19 protein-coding genes and 1 tRNA gene are annotated in these 19,451 nt (G+C 38.2%); 14 read left to right on the top strand and 6 right to left on the bottom strand.

Going from position 1 to position 19,451, the window contains the following annotated elements; all coding sequences use genetic code 11:
* The first annotated feature begins 17 nt into the window (after positions 1-17).
* Positions 18-1,910, top strand: a complete 1,893-nt coding sequence (locus HZB59_01850) for a hypothetical protein (protein MBI5020158.1) — start codon at positions 18-20, stop codon at positions 1,908-1,910.
* Positions 1,911-2,027: 117 nt separating this feature from the next.
* On the opposite strand, the gene HZB59_01855 is transcribed toward HZB59_01850, so the two are convergent.
* Positions 2,028-2,116, bottom strand: a tRNA-Leu gene (locus HZB59_01855).
* A gap of 214 nt (positions 2,117-2,330) precedes the next feature.
* Here HZB59_01855 and sppA point away from each other — a divergent pair.
* The 4 genes from sppA (at position 2,331) to HZB59_01875 (ending at position 6,068) form a co-directional block, all read left to right on the top strand.
* Entirely contained in the window at positions 2,331-3,242 is a 912-nt protein-coding gene (gene sppA, locus HZB59_01860) for a signal peptide peptidase SppA (GenBank protein MBI5020159.1), read from the top strand.
* 20 nt (positions 3,243-3,262) lie between these two features.
* Positions 3,263-3,604 (top strand): integration host factor subunit beta, encoded by a 342-nt coding sequence (locus tag HZB59_01865; GenBank protein MBI5020160.1) that lies wholly within the window; start codon positions 3,263-3,265, stop codon positions 3,602-3,604.
* Between the two features lie 222 nt (positions 3,605-3,826).
* A complete protein-coding gene (locus HZB59_01870) occupies positions 3,827-5,344 on the top strand; it encodes a bifunctional metallophosphatase/5'-nucleotidase (protein MBI5020161.1) in 1,518 nt (505 codons plus the stop codon).
* A gap of 10 nt (positions 5,345-5,354) precedes the next feature.
* A complete protein-coding gene (locus HZB59_01875) occupies positions 5,355-6,068 on the top strand; it encodes a hypothetical protein (GenBank protein ID MBI5020162.1) in 714 nt (237 codons plus the stop codon).
* Between the two features lie 79 nt (positions 6,069-6,147).
* Here HZB59_01875 and HZB59_01880 read toward each other — a convergent pair whose 3' ends face one another.
* Positions 6,148-7,233 (bottom strand): hypothetical protein, encoded by a 1,086-nt coding sequence (locus HZB59_01880; protein ID MBI5020163.1) that lies wholly within the window; start codon positions 7,231-7,233, stop codon positions 6,148-6,150.
* A gap of 193 nt (positions 7,234-7,426) precedes the next feature.
* On the opposite strand from HZB59_01880, the gene HZB59_01885 reads away from it, so the two are divergent.
* From HZB59_01885 to HZB59_01920, 8 genes are all read left to right on the top strand, one after another.
* Positions 7,427-7,819 (top strand): YtxH domain-containing protein, encoded by a 393-nt coding sequence (locus HZB59_01885; GenBank protein MBI5020164.1) that lies wholly within the window; start codon positions 7,427-7,429, stop codon positions 7,817-7,819.
* Between the two features lie 32 nt (positions 7,820-7,851).
* Entirely contained in the window at positions 7,852-8,238 is a 387-nt protein-coding gene (locus HZB59_01890; GenBank protein MBI5020165.1) for a hypothetical protein, read from the top strand.
* Between the two features lie 137 nt (positions 8,239-8,375).
* Complete coding sequence (gene fusA, locus HZB59_01895) at positions 8,376-10,475, top strand: elongation factor G (GenBank protein ID MBI5020166.1); 2,100 nt, start codon at positions 8,376-8,378, stop codon at positions 10,473-10,475.
* Positions 10,476-10,566: 91 nt separating this feature from the next.
* Positions 10,567-11,064, top strand: a complete 498-nt coding sequence (locus HZB59_01900) for an HIT domain-containing protein (protein ID MBI5020167.1) — start codon at positions 10,567-10,569, stop codon at positions 11,062-11,064.
* Between the two features lie 94 nt (positions 11,065-11,158).
* Complete coding sequence (locus HZB59_01905; protein MBI5020168.1) at positions 11,159-11,713, top strand: RNA polymerase sigma factor; 555 nt, start codon at positions 11,159-11,161, stop codon at positions 11,711-11,713.
* Positions 11,710-12,315, top strand: a complete 606-nt coding sequence (locus tag HZB59_01910) for a zf-HC2 domain-containing protein (protein MBI5020169.1) — start codon at positions 11,710-11,712, stop codon at positions 12,313-12,315. The genes HZB59_01905 and HZB59_01910 overlap by 4 nt, the downstream gene beginning before the upstream one ends.
* Positions 12,316-12,352: 37 nt before the next feature.
* Positions 12,353-12,850 (top strand): hypothetical protein, encoded by a 498-nt coding sequence (locus HZB59_01915; protein MBI5020170.1) that lies wholly within the window; start codon positions 12,353-12,355, stop codon positions 12,848-12,850.
* Between the two features lie 79 nt (positions 12,851-12,929).
* A complete protein-coding gene (locus HZB59_01920; GenBank protein MBI5020171.1) occupies positions 12,930-14,093 on the top strand; it encodes a cysteine desulfurase in 1,164 nt (387 codons plus the stop codon).
* Here HZB59_01920 and HZB59_01925 read toward each other — a convergent pair.
* From HZB59_01925 to HZB59_01935, 3 genes are read right to left on the bottom strand one after another with little or no spacing between them, the layout of a single operon-like run.
* Positions 14,086-15,057, bottom strand: coding sequence for a Ppx/GppA family phosphatase (locus HZB59_01925; protein ID MBI5020172.1), 972 nt, complete (start codon positions 15,055-15,057; stop codon positions 14,086-14,088). The genes HZB59_01920 and HZB59_01925 overlap by 8 nt on opposite strands.
* A complete protein-coding gene (gene prmA, locus HZB59_01930) occupies positions 15,027-15,902 on the bottom strand; it encodes a 50S ribosomal protein L11 methyltransferase (GenBank protein ID MBI5020173.1) in 876 nt (291 codons plus the stop codon). Before prmA ends, HZB59_01925 begins: the two co-directional genes overlap by 31 nt.
* Positions 15,877-16,929: a M28 family peptidase gene (locus HZB59_01935; GenBank protein MBI5020174.1), complete on the bottom strand. Its 1,053-nt coding sequence runs from the start codon at positions 16,927-16,929 to the stop codon at positions 15,877-15,879. The genes prmA and HZB59_01935 overlap by 26 nt, the downstream gene beginning before the upstream one ends.
* 50 nt (positions 16,930-16,979) lie before the next feature.
* Here HZB59_01935 and HZB59_01940 point away from each other — a divergent pair, with 50 nt between their 5' ends.
* Positions 16,980-17,939 carry a hypothetical protein gene (locus HZB59_01940; protein MBI5020175.1) on the top strand — a complete coding sequence of 320 codons (960 nt, stop codon included), beginning with the start codon at positions 16,980-16,982 and terminating at the stop codon, positions 17,937-17,939.
* 52 nt (positions 17,940-17,991) lie between these two features.
* Here the strand turns inward: HZB59_01940 and dacB are convergent, their stop codons facing one another.
* Positions 17,992-19,446: a D-alanyl-D-alanine carboxypeptidase/D-alanyl-D-alanine-endopeptidase gene (dacB, locus tag HZB59_01945; GenBank protein MBI5020176.1), complete on the bottom strand. Its 1,455-nt coding sequence runs from the start codon at positions 19,444-19,446 to the stop codon at positions 17,992-17,994.
* Positions 19,447-19,451 lie beyond the last annotated feature (5 nt).

Raw genomic sequence — 19,451 nt, forward strand, 5'->3', positions numbered from 1 at the left:
TATCAATGGAGAAAGTAATGAAATCATTTTTAGCTAATATTTTAATCATCATACTATTAATCTCATCTATAGTTCTCTTATTTAACGGTTGTGAATTATTTACCAGACCGAATGGATCTACTGACCGTAAACCTGTCTATGGACAAGACCTGATCATATCCGAAGTTTGCACAGTACCACCCGATCGTTATTATGCGTATTCTTGGATAGAGATTATGAATCCAACAAGACGCGCAATTAATTGGATAGAAACTAGCCAGCCTGCAACCGCATTTATGGTGGGTGATAACGGGACTATCTGGAAAACAACAAACAATGGAAACTCCTGGCTACAACTTCCTACCTCAACAATAAATAATCTAAATTCTATCAGTTTTCCCGGGATAGATGTTGGTATTGTAGTGGGTGACCAGGGTAAGATTTTGAAATTATTAGTGACTGACACTTCGTCGCAAGTACAGGATATATCTGAAGCCCACAGTGTAGTAACTGGAGGAAAAAATCTGAACGATGTGGAAATGTATTGGAATAATACTACTGGTTATATCGTTGGTGATAACGGTTTGATTTTACGGACGAATGACAGAGGAAACACCTGGGCAAAGTATCAAACCACTACTGTACCGTATAATTTACGCTCAGTAACAATAAAAGGTTTCAGTTTAACATGGGCAGTTGGAGATTCCGGGACAATCTTAAAATCAACCGCGCAGAAAGTCTGGGTTCCGAAGACTCCACCCGATTTATTCCTAAAAGCGAATTTTAAATCTTGTACTTTTATAAGAGATACAGGTTGGGTTGTTGGAGAGAATGGCGCTATAGCATATACTAAAACCGCTGGCAATATCTTTTCTGAACAATTTCCTCCCGCCGGTTTAGAACATGCTAATTTTAATTATGTATTTTTTGGTGCCGGGCTAGGTGACGCACCAAACAGATATACTTATAACATTCAAGAAGGATTCATAATCGGTGATAGTGGCGTTATTTTACGAACCAAAAATTACGGAGAACTCTGGGAAAGAATTGATAGTCGGACAACTGAAAATTTACATTTTATGCATTTTGTCGATAGCTTGAGGGGATGGATTGTTGGTGCTAAAGGGACTCTTCTTATAACATTCGATGGCGGATTTGAATGGTTCCCACTGAAAATAGGAAATGCAAACTTATATGCAGGGCATTTCAGTCCCGCTCTTTTCACACTCCAGAGCGTTTATGGTCTTGAAATAAAAGGTAAGCGTAAAGAATATTATTACGACCCTGTGACGAATACTACAAATTACAACGTTTTTGTGAAAGTTGATACCGGTTATTTATATTTTAATCCGGCTCAGCTTGCAACAAGGGGAGTGGAAATAAGACCAATTAGTGCCGGAGGTTTTTGTATAATCAACAACGATTCTGTTCGGTTTGCCAATCACACGAAACTTGGCCCCGGACCCTATACGAAAATTAATGCGAGTGTAAATGTTTTCTTCGATCCTACATCTCCTGATACGATTAGAAGAGTCCTTTGGGATCTCTTGAGTGAGGGAGAAATAAGGTTAGTGAAATATGATGTTGAATATTACGATCCTCCTGGGACGAGTGATGATAGATTCACACGATTCGATAAAAAAGTAATTGATGTAGTTCGTTGGGGTAATTTCCAAATAAAAGATTCCGTTTCGTATGCCAATGAGCTTTATCAGGTATGGCCTCAAAATAGTATATATGTTTCGGTCCCTTATCCTGGTACGAATACAATGGCATGGAATATATCAGCACCCGCAATACCGGAAGGTTATTCTCTCAGTCGGTATGCTGATGATTACGGCAAAATAGAAACTGAGATTAACTCGTCTAATTCATTTTATCTTGCGGAAAAACCGTTGCCCGGATGGGTTAGCCAACGCAGTAAAAAATAAATTTTAAATGATACACTTAAGCCAGGAATAAACTTCCTGGCTTTTTTTTTGTTTAAAGTTTTAACGCAATTTGAAGAAACGAATTAGATGTGGAAGGTTATCAGTATCTTAAAACCGTGGTGCTGAAGGTGGGAGTTGAACCCACACCCGGGGTAAGCCGGACTGGATTTTGAGTCCAGCGCGTCTGCCAGTTCCGCCACTTCAGCAATTCGAAATATTATTTTTAACATATTCCGGAAAAGGTAGGTAAAATATACAAAATAACATCTAAAAAACCAATATATTCTCTCCCTTTTTTAAAATATTTGTATCTGTAGATTACGTATTTTATACTGGGAAATAGCATAAAGATTTTCAATGTTTGACTTTCATTCCGGCATTTCGTATAATATCCTTGATTTTCAATGAGTTAGAAGAATTATGTCGACATCAACAAAGTGGTTTTTAATTATTATCAGTGTCCTTTTTGCATTTGGCATTGGGGTAATGTTGCTAATATATTTTTCGCTGAAGGGAATTTCGAATTACGATGACGAAATTGTTGTAGGAAGGGGAGATAAAATTGCAGTTATCGAATTAAATGGAATTATTTTAACCTCAGAAGATATTGTCAGGCAGTTTAAAAAATTTAGTGGTGATCGTTCAATAAAAGGAATTTTATTTCGTGTTGACTCACCCGGTGGAGGTGTGGTAGCGAGTCAGGAAATGTATCAAGAAGTGAAGGCAACACGTGATAAAGGTAAACCTGTTGTTGTCTCGATGGGTTCACTTGCGGCAAGCGGTGGATATTATGTTTCTTGCCCGGCAAATAAAATTGTTGCAAATCCAGGAACTTTAACCGGTAGCATCGGTGTAATATCGCAATTCATGGAATATGATTCTCTATTGGGTAAAATAGGTGTCGGTGTCAATACGATCAAAAGTGGTAAATTCAAAGACGCGGGAAATCCATTTCGGAAAATGACCGAGGATGATAAAAAATATTTTCAAAATCTGATGGATGATGTTCACATGCAATTCATCAGCGCGGTTGAAGATGAACGAAAAATATCATACGATTCTCTCATCGCATACGCAGATGGCAGAGTGTTTACGGGTCAGCAAGCATTGAGAATGGGTTTAGTGGATACGCTTGGGACGTATGAAGATGCGATAAGGATAGTCGCGAAATTAGCAGGTATACAGGGTGAACCATCGATTGTGAAAGAACGCAAACGCGGTCTTACGTTAATCGATTATCTAGTCGGGAATAAACTTGAAGAACTGTTCGGATTAAAAGAAAAATTATTGGATCAACCAATATTGCAATACAGAATGATAGATCGATTTTAATTTATACTCATCGTTCACCGATGAGAAACAATCATAATAAAAGGAGATATACATTGACCAAAGCAGACATAGTAGATCATATCGCTTCCGGAACCGGTTTAACGAAAGTTGAAACAGAGGCTGTGGTTGATGGGTTCATTCAAACAGTTATCGAAGCGCTTAAGGATGGAAAAAATATTGAGATCCGTGGTTTTGGAAGTTTTAAAACAAAAAAAAGAAAAGGTCGAATTGCGCGCAACCCGCGTACCGGCGCTCAGGTTCAAGTTGACGAACATTTTGTACCATTCTTTAAGGTATCAAAAGAACTGAAAGGTATTGTAAACGACAATTTAAAGAAAAAGCAATTTCCAATTTCCGGTTGATATACATTTTTTAAAAGAACAACAAACACTTAACTTAAAATAAAAAGGAGCCATATGCCAAGTGGTAAGAAACGCTTGCGAAGGAAGATGTCGACACATAAGCGCAAAAAGCGCTTAAGAAAAATGAGACACAAGAAGAAAAATCGATAGTTGACCATTCTCCCCGTATCAATTTGATACGGGGAGATATTCCTTCCATTTTTTATAGAAAGATTTCCGATAATGTATCAACAGAAACAATCTACCTGTTTGTTAATCGCAATATTAATTTTAGCAGGTTTTACTTCTCTTTATTGTCAGCCAAAGACTATTACAATCCTTCACACGAACGATATGCATGCTTCTTTTCTATCGCATGAAGCGGGATGGGTACGCTCCGATCCTAAACCGATGGTTGGAGGTTTTACGGAATTGAATTATTTAATCGATAGCATACGAAGTATAAAAAATAATACTCTTGTGGTTGATGGGGGTGATGTAATGACCGGAAATCCCATTGCCGATATGGATTATAATGGTGCTCTGGGTGGTGCATTGTTTGCGATGATGAATATGATCGGATACGAAGCATGGACTATAGGCAATCATGATTTAGATATATCCCAGAGTAATCTAAAACGACTTACAGAAATTGCGAAGTTTCCAACATTAAGTGCTAACCTCGTAGATTCAGCGGGTAAATTTTCGTTCAACAATAAAGAATATATCATTGTCAATAAAAATGGTATTCGAATCGGTATAATTGGCATCATGTCTAAAAGTTTATTTGAATTGACAAATACGAATAATCTTCGCGGGATCAAAGTTCTTCCTCCAACAGAAACATTGCAAAAAGTAATCGATAAAATTGATCCGGAGACCGACCTGATTGTTGCTATAACCCATCAAGGAGTTGATGAAGATTCAATTATGGCTGCTCAGATCCATAATCTTGACGTCATCATCGGATCTCATAGTCATACGCGATTAAAAACTCTGAAACAGGTTAATGGAATTGTAATCGCACAAACCGGCGCGTACTCTGAAAACCTTGGCGAGATCGAACTTAGTGTTGAAAATGATAAAGTCGTTGCCTCGAATGGAAAATTACACACTTTGTGGCAAAGGTCGGAATATCCTCAAAATGAATTAACCACCTTCGTTAAAGAGTGGAAAGATAAAGTTGAGAAAGATTATAACATGGTTGTTGGAAAAGCGGAGGGTGATATAAAACGATCCAGAAATGGCGAAAGCACAATAGGTCATTTTATTGCTGATGCGATTCGTACTGAAACGTTGGCTGATATCGCAATCACAAACAGCAGCGGTATTAGGAAAGATATTCTGGCAGGAGATATTAGGAAAGTCGATTTATTTGAAGTAGCTCCGTTCAGAAATTATCTTTGCACTTTTCCGATGAAAGGATCAGCGGTTAAGATGCTGGTAGAAAAATACGTAAAAGGAATAAGTAATGGGAGGACATCAATCGACATTTCTGGTATTGAATGCTCATGGCAGAAGGAAAATGGATCAGTCGTCGTCAAATCGATCAAGATTAACGGAGTAGAATTAGTGGATTCTGCAGAATATCAATGCGGCACGATTGATTACGTCGTTAATCAAGCTGAGCGGTATTTAGAGTTCACACCCATTAATGTTAAAAATTCTGAAAAGCTTTTATACAACATATTAGTAAAAAAGGTTATCCAAGAAAAGACAATAAAAAGTACAACTGAAAATCGATTTAAGGAAATTCAATAGAAAGGTGAATATGAACAATAATTTTGATGTGATAATATTAATTGGTAGACCTGCGGCAGGAAAATCTGAAGTCATTGATTTTCTGAAAAAAACTCCTACAACCGAAAGATTGAATCGTTTTCATATTAATGATTTTGAAGAAATAGATGATTTTGTTTATGTCTGGGAAACATTCGAAATCGATGATATACTTTCAAAGAACGGAAAACCGCGAATATGGTCGGATGAAAAATATTGGTTTAAAGATCCGTTTATTTGGAATCTTTATATCGAAAGAGTTTCTTTAACATATCGTAAAAAATTAGCTGCCGATCAAAATTACCATCAAAAGATGACATCGATAGTAGAATTTGCCCGTGGTGGTGAAAACGGTTTTGCGGAAGCTTTTTCTTATCTGCATGAAGATTTATTGAAACGGGCGTGTATAATTTATATCAAAGTGCCGTATGAAGAATCGGTCCGAAAAAATCGACGTCGTGCGCGTCCCGGAATGGAGGATTCCATTTTATACCATTCACTCCCTGACGAAAAAATGGAATTTTACTATAAAACAAATGATTGGGAAAAATTGACTGCCGCTGATAAAGAATATATTAAGATCAAAGGAATAAATGTTCCTTATGCGGCATTCGATAATATGCCTGAGAAAACCGACGATCCTGTAAAATTAGGTAAAGAGTTGGAGCGGGTGACGACCAAATTGTGGAGTGTCTGGAAAAAATAGTATCATTCGATCCCGGCTAGGAAAATAGTCTTTAATGAAAAAGGTGAGATCATATCTCACCTTTTTCATTATGAATTGTCTATTGATGATTTTTGTTTTCGGTCGTTGTAAGTTCGATAGTTCTTTTTCGTTCAGCGAGTGATAGAAATCCGACCGATACAAAAATAAAGATTAAAGAAATCCAATCCTGTTGTTTTGGGTATTTACCTCCAAACCAAATCGCAAAAAATAAAGTGGCGATAGTTCCCGCCACTAATGAAGTCAGTCTGTTCACCAATCCCGCAAACGTAGCAGTGCGTCCTTTGAACATGAAGATAAAAACTGAGAAAAAAGCAACCATACCGTATGCGACACCTGCGAGTGTGGCAGGAAACCATAAAATATGCGGCGAAATAAATGCGCTCCTGAAAATTGTGATCTGCTCTGTCTCCGTGTGAAACCAGTCAGGTAAATTAAAAACGAATAAGGCAACTAATACAATGAGTATCGTCGCTGTAATCTGCTCGATTGCAAAAAATCCTTTATTGTCAAGTGCGACACCGGGGGCGCGTGTATTTTTATAGTAGTTCATAATGTAAATTCTAAACGAATATGCAACGATGTAGCTTACCAATATAATCACTGCTGGCAATGAGTTGACAAAATCGAAATCACCTTCACCAACCCAGAATAAATTTACCCCTGCCGCTATAAGTGCAAAGACAACAGCAATATTCTCTTCAGCGTAAACTTTTTTCTTCAAGATATTCTGTTTGATCTGGATTGCGTCTACCACTCGACTGATAACAATTACACTTGAACGCATTATGACCATTGCCACCATAACAGAAATTGGCAGTGTATACATCAATGTTGTTGTCGGAATAATGATGGCAGTGCAAACGCCAGACGGTATAATATAGAGTAATTCGTACGGCAAATTGAATGAACCCAATTTCACCGATCTGTTCGTTTTTATTTTATACCATCTTAATGTCAGTACAACAATCAGACAAATAGCGTTGCCGCCAATAGTGCTGAAAACTAAAAATTCGGTTTCCTCCATACCACCGAAACCATCACCGGTAAAATATTTAACGGTGATACCTGTGATTACATAAAAAATAAAATAAGCAACACATAGCTGTAATAACCGTGCGGTGCTTCCTTCTGATGATTTGAACATTCAGTTTTAGATGATATATTTTTAAAATGAATAACATAATAAAACATCTGTATTACAAATGCAAATCGCTTGTAAAATGCGGAAAGTATAGAGATAGTTAACCTCCAAATACTTGATTTTGATGTGCATTATTGGTAATTTAATCTTTACGAGACAAAATCGTTGAATCAGAACATTTTTGAAAGGATGAGAGATGACAAATGAAAAAAGCGGTATGGCAAAAGGATTATTGTTAGGATTCTTGATTGGTGGCGTTGTAGGAGCTATAACTGCTTTACTATATGCTCCGAAAAGTGGCAAAGAATTACGATCTGAAATCAAAAAGAAAGCTACCGACATCGCGGAAGATGCGTCGGAATATCTTAAATCCGCAAAATCAAAATCTCAAGACTTTATGAATGTTGGGAAGAGTCGGTCAGAACAAGTAGTTTCCGATGTTCGTGAAAAAGCGGAACATCTTATGGGAGATGCCGACAAGATGTTATCAGAAATACGTGAGAGAGCGGGTGGCGAAAGCGGCAAGATCAAAGCGGCGTTTAAAGCGGGTGTTGACGCATATAGAAATGAAAAAGAAAAAGATATTTAACAGAAATTGAATAATTAGTAGGGAAACCGATAATGGATACATTGCTCGTTTTAATGGAGATTATTGCACTCGGAGCTCTTACAGTATTGTGCGTTTATCTCATCACGGTATTTATACGCGTAAAAAGTATCCTCCAGATAATAGAGAGTGAAACTAAAACGGTAGCTGCAAAAGCAATTCCCGTTTTAAATAACATCGAGATTATCACAGAGAAAATAAAAAATGTTACAGAAAATATTGATGAACAGGTTGTGCTCGTTAAGAGTTCAATTAATTCAATCAAAGAAATTGCAGATAATATTGTAAATCTCGAAAGAAGAGTGCAAGAGCGTATCGAAGAACCTGTCATGGAGACGGTTGGAACGCTTGCCGCAGTCGTTACCGGTATTCGCGCATTCATAACCCGCTTACGGGCATAACTGCGCAGCCGCATTAAAAAGATAATAAGTCATAGTTCATATAACATCGAAAGACGGTATCCTCTGCCCATAGCAGCGAGAGATTGTTCCGATGGGCTGGGAGTATTGTCGTTTTCGTCAAGGAGTAATTTTTTATTATGAAAGAATATACGTCAGAGTCAATTCGCAACATCGCCTTAGTCGGGCACGGTGGTTCCGGAAAAACGTCCTTTGCCGAAGCTTGTTTGTACACTGCAGGTCATACAAATCGCCTCGGTAAAGTTGAAGAAGGAAACTCTATATCCGATTACCGTGCCGATGAAATAGAACGTCAGATTTCAATCAATTCATCCCTTCTATTCTGTGAATGGAAAGGATGTAAAATTAATTTAATTGATACACCGGGGTATACAGATTTTACAGGTGAGGTGAGAAGCGCGCTGCGCGTATCGGATACGGCAATAGTATTTTTAAAAGCGGTTGAAGGCGGGGAAGTTGGTACCGAAGTAGTATGGAAATATACAAAAGAGTTGAACAACAGTTCGATATTCATCTTAAACAAGCTTGATAATGAAAACGCGAATTACGAAAATGTTATTTCAAAGGCAAAAGAACAGTTTTCACATGATTTGATTCCGATTCAATTCCCGGTTACACAGGGATTGGCGTTCGAAGCGATAGTCGATATTCTACTGATGAAGATGTTGAAATATACTCGCGATGGAAAGGGAAAATATACCGAAACCGAAATACCTGCCGATCTCAAACCGAAAGCAGAAAAGATGCGGGAGGAATTAATTGAAAAAGTTGCCGAAGCGGATGAAAAATTGCTCGACACATATTTCAACAATGGAACTTTGAATGAAGAGGAGATTAAAAAAGGGTTACGCTTGGGAATCAAATCTCGAAAAATATTCCCCTTATTATGCGCTGCTGGAGCGCACACGATTGGTATAGCTTCAATTCTTGATTTCATTTCAGATTATTGTCCAAATCCTGCCGAGATGACTCAACCGGAAGGCAAATTAGCCGGCGGTGACGATAAGAAGGTTTCACTGAAATGCGATGCGAATGGTCAGCCGGTTATGTTCGTATTTAAAACTGTTTCAGAACCGCATGTCGGTGAATTATCTTATTTCAGAGTTTATTCCGGAACAGTAACTCCGGGTTTGGATCTTCAAAACCATCATACAAACAAACCCGAAAGGTTGGCTCAATTATTCTTGATGAATGGTAGAGAAAGAAAAGAAATAAGTAAAATATTTGCAGGCGATATCGGAGCTGTTGTGAAGTTAAAAGATACTCACACTAACGATACACTAAGTTTGAAATCTTTTTCTGTCGAAATGCCTCCAATTACTTTCCCTGATCCTGTAATAACGATGGCAATCGCTCCTAAATCAAAGGGCGACGAAGATAAAATCGCTAATGGTTTGCATAGTTTACACGAAGAAGATTCAACATTTATTATGACAGTTGATCCTGAACTTCACCAAACAGTTATCAGCGGACAAGGTGAACTTCATCTCCAAATTATGATAAATCGTTTAAAAGCGAAATATGGTGTTGATGTTGATTTAGCAGAACCTAAAATTCCCTACCGTGAAACCATCCGTGGAAAAGCAAATGAGGTCGAATACAAACACAAAAAGCAAACCGGCGGCAGGGGACAGTATGGCCATGTCTTGTTAAAGATTGAACCGTTGCCCCGTGGTGGCGGATTTGAATTCGTGGATGCCATTGTTGGTGGTGTCGTTCCCGGAAGATTTGTACCAGCAGTTGAAAAAGGAATTATTGAAGCAATGGTAAACGGCGTTATTGCGGGATGCAAAGTCGTTGATGTTAAGGCGACATTATTCTACGGCTCTTACCACGATGTGGATTCTGATGAGCATTCATTTAAAATCGCAGGAAGAATGGGTTTCAAAAAAGGATTCAAAGAAGCGAAGCCGATTCTCCTAGAACCGATTTATGAAATTGAGGTAACTGTTCCGGAAGAATATATGGGTGATGTTATGGGCGATATCTCGAGCAGGCGGGGAAAAATATTAGGAATGGATTCAGATGGCTCGCACCAAATCATAAAAGCACTTCTCCCACTAAAAGAATTACATAGATATTCGACGACGCTCAGGTCGATGACGCAGGGACGCGGCATGCACAAACAAAAATTCGATCATTATGAAGAGATGCCGCGTGAAGTAGCCGAAAAAATAATTGCGGAACATGATAAACATAAGGTTGAAGAAGAAGCATAATAATTTAAAATAAAATGAATTCATCAAGAGAAGCAATCCAACCAACGGATTGCTTCTCGCATTTAGAAAGATAAATTTAGAAAGCTGATTTATGGAACGACTATTTTCTCCTTGGCGCTCGAAGTACATCGAATCATTTTCGTCTAAGTCGGATGAAACTGTTGAATGCGTTTTATGTTCTGCAAGACAAGCGAACAATGATGAACAGCGACTGATTGTTTATCGGGGAACTCATAGCTTTGCAATCATGAATTTATATCCATACAATAGCGGTCACCTGATGATTGTCCCTAATCGGCATATCCCAAGTATAACCGATCTTTCAGATGAAGAAACTTTGGAAATAATGAATATCACAAAATTATTGATAAAAGCTCTTCAATATATAATGAAACCGGATGGCTTCAATTACGGATTAAATTCTGGCAGGTCAGCCGGTGCCGGTATAGAAAAGCATATCCATTTTCATCTCGTCCCACGTTGGCATGGCGACACCAATTTCATGCCGATACTTTCAGATACGAAAATTGTTTCAGAAGATTTGAGAGATACGTGGTTTAAACTTACCAGCTACCTAAAATCGTTCTAATCTTGCTATTTTATTCGAATATTAATTATTATTGGGTACGACTAAACCTTAGGCAAAGAGAATCATCTAAATAATAGAATTTATAAATTCACGGATGGATCAAAAATCAGATCAACAGTTGATCGAAGAGATAGTACAAGGAAACAACCAAAGTTTTAATCAGCTGGTGAAGAGATATCAGGAAAGGATTTACTGGACAGCAAGGCGGATCGTCGTTTCACATGAGGATGCCGATGATGTTGTTCAAAATGTATTTTTGAAAATGTACGAAGGATTAAAAAACTTCAGAGGTGACTCGAATCTGTTTACCTGGCTTTACAGGATAACTGTTAACGATTCTTTGAATCTCTTGAGGAAAAAAAGATTTTTACAGTTTATACCGTACGAAGAATATTTTGAAGATAAATACCAGGCATCTGATTCTGCCGACGATAAAGTGATTCGGCAAGAATACCAAACAGCGCTTGAACGAGCGATTGAAAATCTTCCCCCAAAACAACGCGCGGTCTTCACTATGCGATATCATGATGAGACCCCGTTTGAAGAGATGGCGAAAATATTGAACAAATCTGTTGGCGGTACCAAAGCAAATTACTTCCAAGCTGTAAAAAAAATATCGGGAATGATGAGAAAGGAATTAAACTCATGAAATGCCAGGAAGTTATGATTTTACTCCCGGAATATTTTCGAGGCAAAACGAGCGAAAAAGAGACTGCGGATATCTCAGCACATATTCACACCTGTTCCTCTTGCCAAGTAGAATCGATTCAGGTGCAAGCGATGGTTGATTCGATCAATAAAGAAAAATCGTGGGAGCCCGATTCGTTTTACTGGATTAACATAATACCAAATATTCATAATCGTTTAGAGCGAAAGCAAAATCGTTCAACTTATGAAAAGATTCTACGCTTTATTATGCCGGTTGCCGCTACCATGAGTATATTTATCATCGTTTTGACAGTTATGAATAATCCAGATTCAGAAAACCAATATACTGGGCGCTTTAATCTGAATTCGATTCCATTATCCGAACTAAGTGAATATTATGCCATACAAACGGCATTGGAGGGATTTAATCCTTTGAGTATTGATGGCTTCGATAACGAGCAATCGGCTGATTCGGAAATTTTAGCGGAGATTATTGTCCAGGATAGTAAGAGCATCGCCTCTTCTTATTTCGGTGACAAAGATATCCTTGATTTAATTAGCAAAGATAACGACGCAGCAATTGTAGCAGCACTTCAAAAATAGTAAAAAGAAAAATATTCTTAAGTTTATGGAGTTCAAGATGAAAAAATATGCAATTATTCTTATTGTTGGTATCGCATTGTTATCTAGTACGGAATCGAATGCGCAGAGACACCGGAAGAGTGAACCGCGCGATGGCGGTCGACCCGAGCAGTTAGAAAAATATCGAAAGATGCGCTTGATAGAATTCCTGAATTTAAACGAGGAAGAATCGGTCAGGTTCTTTGCAAAACATAAGATTCACGAAGATAAAATTCGAGAATTTATGGAACGCAGAAATAAAACGATTGATGATCTGGCAGATCTGATTCAAAAGAAAGAGGGCAACACTGAAATTGCGAAGGGTACTGAAAAGGTACGCACGATCGATCGGGAAATATTTGAAGAGCGTCAGCGATTTCAGGAAGAAGTAAGGCAGTTGATAACACCAATCCAGTTCGCTAAATTTATTATGTTCGAAAGAGATTTCGGACGCAAAGTGAGAGATGCTATTAAAGGATTACGTCCGGAACCACAGCACCCGGAACAACAAGAATAGAAATAAGAAAAATATTACCTCCCATTTAATACTGAACAGCATATTTTGCCGATTCAGTTGAATCCGCTATATTCCAATCATGTCGAAGATATATTTAGATTTTGCCGCCACAACTCCTTGTGATCCTCGTGTCGTTGACGCAATGAACGAGTATTGGAATACGAAATTCGGAAATCCATCGTCAATACATTCTTATGGCAGGGAAGCCCGCGCGGTGCTTGATGAAAGCAGAGAGGTGATTGCTTCAGCAATCAATGCTCACCCGTCTGAAATAACTTTTGTAAGTGGCGGAACTGAAGCCGACAATTCCACAATTAAAGGTTTGGCAACCGATATGATGAAACAGGGGAAAAACCATATTATAACCTCGTCTGTTGAACACTCTGCCGTCCTTGAATCATGTTCATATTTAAACAATCAGGGATTTCATGTAACATACTTACCGGTTGATAAGGATGGTTTTATTGCTCCCGAAAATGTGCGAAATGAAATTACTGATAAAACCGGTTTAATTTCTATTATGCACGTCAACAACGAAACCGGAATCATAAATCGTATCGAGGAAATCTCCCAAATCGCAAAAGCTAACAAAATATATCTTCACACCGATGCAGTTCAATCGTTTGGAAAAATACCGGTAGATGTTAATCGGTTGGGTGTCGACTCGCTATCTATTTCTGCACATAAATTATATGGACCAAAAGGAATCGGAGCAATATATTTACGACGCGGTATTTCCATCGCAAATTTAATACATGGTGGCGGACAGGAGAGAGGCAGACGCGCAGGAACGGAGAGCGTTCCATTAGCCGTCGGTTTTGCTGAAGCTGTTAAATTATTCGATGCAGAGCAATTACGCTCTTCACAAGTTATTTCATCGTCACGTAATAAATGTGAAATTTTGCTTCGTGAAAGATTTCCTGAAATAATTTTTAACAGCAGAAAGGATAATGCTGTTCCACATATTCTAAATATATCTTTTGATTCTTCAAAAATCGAAATTGATGGCGAGGCATTATTATATAATTTTGATCTTGCGGGCATAGCATTAACCAGCGGATCGGCATGCGGATCGGGTGCTTTCAAACCTTCTCATGTTTTACTTGCGATGGGTAGAGATGAATCAACCGCCCGCGCATCTCTACGCATTTCCATCGGAAGAAGCACTCAGGAAGAAGATATTGAGGAATTTCTTAATAGGTTGAGTGAAATTGTTGATAGAATTGGAAGGAAAATTAAATAATTCTATTTCCTTCAAATCCGGTTTTTATTTTCCACTCATTAAGTACCATCCCGTACCGTAAACCACGTTCACTAACAACGATTTCTTGAAATCCGAACTTTTTCATTATTTCATCTAAGATCAACGCGCCTGCTCCAATAATATCTTCCCTTCCTATTGTTGCATCCGAGAGTTGAAAAATTTCACTCGATTCCATCGAAAGAAGTTTGAGTGCCCATCGTTTGATATCGATTGCTGATAAATGATATCCTTTTACTCGTTCAATCAGAAAATATTTTAGTCCTTGATCGAGGCAAGCTAAGGTTGTTGCGGTACCAGCTACTCCTATGATTATTTTCATATCCGATGGTGGATATTTTATGGACGAAAGATGTTTATGAATATATTCTTTTGCGTTTTCAATTTCTGAGTTTAATGGCGGAGAATGCAAAAAATAATTTTGGCTTAAACGAACTGCTCCAATCTGAAAACTTTCTCCTTTCAATTTTCCTGAAATATATTGAGTAATTTCAGTGCTTCCACCGCCGATATCAAGCACAATACTATTTTCTGGTGGAAAGTCGAATCCGCTCATAGCGCCAAGAAATGTTAATTCAGCTTCTTCATCACCCGATAATACTTTGATCTCGCATCCGCATTTTAAATTAATGAAATCTAAAAATATTTTTTGATTCTCTGCGTCACGAACGGCACTTGTAGCAGATACGATGAACACGTCTACCTGCAAATTGCGAGAAATGGATTTATAATCATTAATTATCGAAGCAACATCATCGAATATCCCGGGATCAATGATCTGCGATCCTTCGACTTTCCTTCCCAATCTTGGGAATCGCTGTTGATGATTCAGTAGGTGTATATTCCCGGCGTTATCAACATCGGCAATAAGAAGAAGTATTGTATTAGTTCCTATATCAACCGCGGCAATTCGCATTACTTCTTTTGAGCTGCGATGGCAATCCATTCATTCTCGAAAAGTCGTTCCTTGATTTCGAACGAATGCTTTGTTAATTGTTCTTCCATCTTCGGTTGGTCTATTACGAGTAATCCTGAGAGTACAATCATCCCTTTGTGTTTCAATAACCTATAAAAATCTTTCATCATCTCGATGTTTGTGTTCAACGTGAGATTTGCAGTAATCATATCGAATGCTTCATCATCGAATTCTGGGAGCTCTTTTTTATTTATCTGAATCCGAGATGTGACATCATTTAGCTGAATATTTTCTTGTGCGTTCTCAATAGACCAATCATCATTATCGATACCAACCGAAGAGCGCGCGCCTAATTTAATCGCGGCGATTGCCAAAATACCGGTACCTGTCCCCACGTCAAGAACATCGTCATTCTTCATTAAAAATAATTCAAGCAATTGTAATGATAGTCTCGTTGTTTCATGATATCCCGTTCCGAACGACATTTTCGGATCGATATGCAGTATAATTCGGTTTTTTGTATTACTGTATTCAGACCATGAGGGTTTAACAACGAATCGTTTCCCGATTTCAATCGATTGGATCGTCTTTTCCCATTCCGCGTTCCAATTAACTTCATTGATTGTTTTCATATCGATGACCGCATTTGCCGATATATGCCTGATCAAATTTTGAAGTTCTTCCTTAAAGCGATCGAGTTCATTATCTATTTGTTCGTGGTTGATATAACAAATTAAAGAGGTCTCAGTTTGTTCAAATCCTTGACACCCAAGTTCGATCATGGTCGGAAGAAGCATTTCTTGTTGAGCTTCAGTTGCGCTAATTGAAATTCTAAGATATGCCTTCATTTTATTTCCGATAAGTGTAGATGACATTTAATAAAACCTGACCTACGGCTTCCAAGCTTTCGGCACTGCACTTATCGGGTGTATCTTGGGTGGTATGCCAGTATCTGTTTGATTCATCCGGATAGTTAAAATCTATGATATCGATTGTTGGGATGCCTGCGTTATTGAGTGGAAGATGATCATCTGTCACCCAATTCTGAACATCGTCGCGAAACTGTGTTATGCCAAGGTCATGCGCAGTATTCCAAATTAAATCGACAATGTTCGGCGCGTAACCGATAGAATAACGTTCTTTTAAAAGTTCAAGTTGAGCATCACCAACCATATCGAGAAGAATACCGAAAACAGGTTTATAGTCTGCGGGTAAATTATTAGCAAAATATTGTGCGCCAAGTAAGTAGTTTTTTGTATCGGCTTCCTTACCGTAATCTTCTCCATCCGTAAATAAAATATCGATACCTATAGCGGGTTGTTTCAATTTTAGCTGTCGCGCAATTTCCATCAGCACTGCAACTCCGCTGGCACCATCATTTGCCCCCAAGACCGGTAACGATCGTTTGCGTATATCCGGATCCTGATCAGATCTTGGTCGCGAATCCCAGTGTGCAAGCAGTAAAATTCTTGTGTTTGCTTTAACATTAAATGAAGAAAAAATATTAGTAAGTTTCAAAATATTTCCGTCATATCCCTTATGCGAAAATTCCTGCCGATTAACCTTGTCCGCGAATTTTGCCATCTGAATGTTCAAATAGTTTAAACATTTTGAATGGGAAACGCTCCCGGGAACGCGTGGACCAAAGTCGGTTTGTTCTTTCAGAAAATTAAATGCTTTTTTCCCATCGAACTTTGGTACCGCTATCTGTTCACTTGGAATGGGTTTCGGCTGTGGACTTTTTGACGAATTATTGCGGTCTGAGCCGCAACCGCTGATAGCAAATATGATTAAGAATATTGAACTAAATATTTTCATGTTGTGGTCTAGTATAAGTTTATTCGTCAATCTACTAAAAACTGTAACCATTCGCAATGGCGGAGTGAAACTTTTATGCAACATTCTCGTTCAATAATACAACAAATATTTAAATCGTAACGAAGGATAATAATATGAAACCTCTTAGCGTCAGTACACGGCTTTCAATCTTGCTACTCCTTGCTGTCATTTTCGGAGCAACAATGATTGCCCTATCGATAAAGAACAAACCGGGAGGAACGGTTTACAGTTATGATTCTGATGGTGATAAAAAGTACGACCAGTCGTATGATGTCCAAGCGGGCGGTAATCTGATAGTCGATTCAGATATCGGAAATATTACTATCACCAGTGGCAACGATAACAAAGTATCCATTACAGTTGTAGCACGTGGTTCCGATAGATTTATTAAAAGATTCAGCGTGGAGTCAGTTCAAGAAGGTGCCGATATCAAAGTCCTGGGACGTGTTGAACAGTCTCATTTTCACCTATTTAATTCCGGATGGACAGATGTGTTGTTCGATATAAAAGTGCCTAAAGATTTTAATCTAAATCTGAACACAGCAGGCGGAAACATAGAAATTGAAAATGTTAAGGGAAAAATAGATGGTGAAACTTCTGGCGGAAATATTGAATTGATGGATATCGACAGTGATCTGAAAATGTCGACTTCAGGGGGTAATGTTAAATTAACAAATTGTGTTGGTTCGTATCACGTGGAAACATCGGGTGGTAACATGTATGCCGATAAAGTAACTGGGCCGATATATTTTGAAACATCAGGCGGCAATATAGTTGTTTCTGAATCCGACGGGAAAATTCATGCATCAACATCCGGTGGAAATATTGATGTATCTTTAGCCGACAATAAAGGCATCGACCTTTCAACATCCGGTGGAAATGTAAAGGTCAAAATTCCAAAAACAATTTCGGCAGATGTGATTGCCGAAGCTTCAGGTGGCGATGTTAGCTGCGATCTTGAATTCTCGGGAAAAATTAAAGACGGTAGAATGAAAGCGAAAATTAATGGCGGAGGAAATCAAATAAGTCTGGAAACTTCTGGGGGGGATATAGTAATCACTCCGAATGATTAAATCATTCTGTGGATTAGGTGAAGGTCCGTTCGGTGGTGCTGAGCGGACTTTTTTATTTTAGACGCATCCCGCAAAGCAATTCAATTATCCTATCTTCAATATTGCGCATCACTTGTTGCTCAACAGGACAGTGATTGATCAGTATACTGAATGCCAGCATCTCGTCGTCCTCGGTTCGCAGATAACCCGAGATGCAATTGTTGCCTGTTAGAGTTCCGGTTTTAGCATGAACGTTATTATAAGCAAGAGTGCCTTTAAATCGATTCTTCAATGTTCCATCAACACCTGCAATCGCTAAGGATTCAAAAAATCTTTTGAAGCTTGTTTTTTTAAACTCTGAACTCAATAATTTAACTATCGATTTTGGTGAAATGGCATTATACCAAGAAGCACCTGAACCATCAGCGAGAAATATAAGTGATGTATCGATATCCGATTTATATAAAATACCTTTCAGAAGATTTATACCCTCTGCCGTTGAACCTGGTTTATGAAGCAATTCCATTGAAATAGTTTTTAAAAGATTCTCGGCGCAAAGATTATCACTCTTCTTGTTCGCTTGCTGAAGAACCGAATCGATGTCATGTGATAGAATAAATAATTGGTGTGATTTATTGGGTTGTAATTCGATTGTATTGCTGAGCACTTCAATCCTTGCTGTTATGAATCTCTCTTTGAGAAGATGAAGGAAATATTTTTGAGGATCAGCAATACTGAGATAAAACTCTTGAGGAGAATCATCCGGAGATATCCTTCCGCTAATCAAAATCGTATCCGTTCCACGTATTCGACTAACTGTATGATACGGTAATGATGTATCGTTAGAAGTATAGGCACGATTGATAACCGAGAAATAGTTTGAGTGAGGGAAGAAGCCAATCGTCGGTTGTTTGTTCAGGAACATGTTTGTCGTGATTGTTATTTGAACTGCATTTTGATCTATACTGATCGGTGATATAACAGGAGCAGTAGGGTCGGGTTCATCGTCCCACATCCAACCGCGTCCCCATTTTATAGAATCAAAATAACTTACATCAAGTATGATACTGCCATTGATTCTGTGAATACCAAGTTGTTGAATTTTTACAACGATAGAATCAAGGTCTGCATTGCTGAAGAGAGGATCGCCAAATCCTTTTATTATTAAATTCCCATCAATTAAGCCTGAATTGATAGTACCATCGGTAGAAATAATTGTTTTAAATTGAAATTTGGAAGGAAGAAGCTCAATTGCGGCGGCAGTTGTAAGCAATTTCTGGTTTGAGGCGGGATGAAACAGCTTATCTCCGTTTAATGAGAAAAGAACTTTTTCTCTGTTGAGATCAACTACCTCAATTCCTATTGAGCAAACATTCAAAGATTTGTCGTTAATGATATTATCAATTTTGCTTCGCAATGAGTCCTGCATATTTCCCTGACCTGCAAAAATAAATTTTGCTGATAAGATCACCACGAGAACCACGAACTTTGAAGTTTGTTTTAATAGCGGAAAATGGTTAGATTTCATACCAA

This window comes from Ignavibacteriales bacterium (assembly GCA_016214905.1).
Lineage (GTDB): Bacteria > Bacteroidota > Ignavibacteria > UBA10030 > SZUA-254 > PNNN01.

Coding starts and splice junctions, on each gene's coding strand:
- HZB59_01850 (MBI5020158.1), top strand. CDS start 18: ATGAAATCATTTTTAGCTAATATTTTAATCATCATACTATTAATCTCA.
- sppA (MBI5020159.1), top strand. CDS start 2,331: ATGTCGACATCAACAAAGTGGTTTTTAATTATTATCAGTGTCCTTTTT.
- HZB59_01865 (MBI5020160.1), top strand. CDS start 3,263: ATGAGAAACAATCATAATAAAAGGAGATATACATTGACCAAAGCAGAC.
- HZB59_01870 (MBI5020161.1), top strand. CDS start 3,827: ATGTATCAACAGAAACAATCTACCTGTTTGTTAATCGCAATATTAATT.
- HZB59_01875 (MBI5020162.1), top strand. CDS start 5,355: ATGAACAATAATTTTGATGTGATAATATTAATTGGTAGACCTGCGGCA.
- HZB59_01880 (MBI5020163.1), bottom strand. CDS start 7,233: ATGTTCAAATCATCAGAAGGAAGCACCGCACGGTTATTACAGCTATGT.
- HZB59_01885 (MBI5020164.1), top strand. CDS start 7,427: ATGACAAATGAAAAAAGCGGTATGGCAAAAGGATTATTGTTAGGATTC.
- HZB59_01890 (MBI5020165.1), top strand. CDS start 7,852: ATGGATACATTGCTCGTTTTAATGGAGATTATTGCACTCGGAGCTCTT.
- fusA (MBI5020166.1), top strand. CDS start 8,376: ATGAAAGAATATACGTCAGAGTCAATTCGCAACATCGCCTTAGTCGGG.
- HZB59_01900 (MBI5020167.1), top strand. CDS start 10,567: ATGGAACGACTATTTTCTCCTTGGCGCTCGAAGTACATCGAATCATTT.
- HZB59_01905 (MBI5020168.1), top strand. CDS start 11,159: ATGGATCAAAAATCAGATCAACAGTTGATCGAAGAGATAGTACAAGGA.
- HZB59_01910 (MBI5020169.1), top strand. CDS start 11,710: ATGAAATGCCAGGAAGTTATGATTTTACTCCCGGAATATTTTCGAGGC.
- HZB59_01915 (MBI5020170.1), top strand. CDS start 12,353: ATGAAAAAATATGCAATTATTCTTATTGTTGGTATCGCATTGTTATCT.
- HZB59_01920 (MBI5020171.1), top strand. CDS start 12,930: ATGTCGAAGATATATTTAGATTTTGCCGCCACAACTCCTTGTGATCCT.
- HZB59_01925 (MBI5020172.1), bottom strand. CDS start 15,057: ATGGATTGCCATCGCAGCTCAAAAGAAGTAATGCGAATTGCCGCGGTT.
- prmA (MBI5020173.1), bottom strand. CDS start 15,902: ATGTCATCTACACTTATCGGAAATAAAATGAAGGCATATCTTAGAATT.
- HZB59_01935 (MBI5020174.1), bottom strand. CDS start 16,929: ATGTTGCATAAAAGTTTCACTCCGCCATTGCGAATGGTTACAGTTTTT.
- HZB59_01940 (MBI5020175.1), top strand. CDS start 16,980: ATGAAACCTCTTAGCGTCAGTACACGGCTTTCAATCTTGCTACTCCTT.
- dacB (MBI5020176.1), bottom strand. CDS start 19,446: ATGAAATCTAACCATTTTCCGCTATTAAAACAAACTTCAAAGTTCGTG.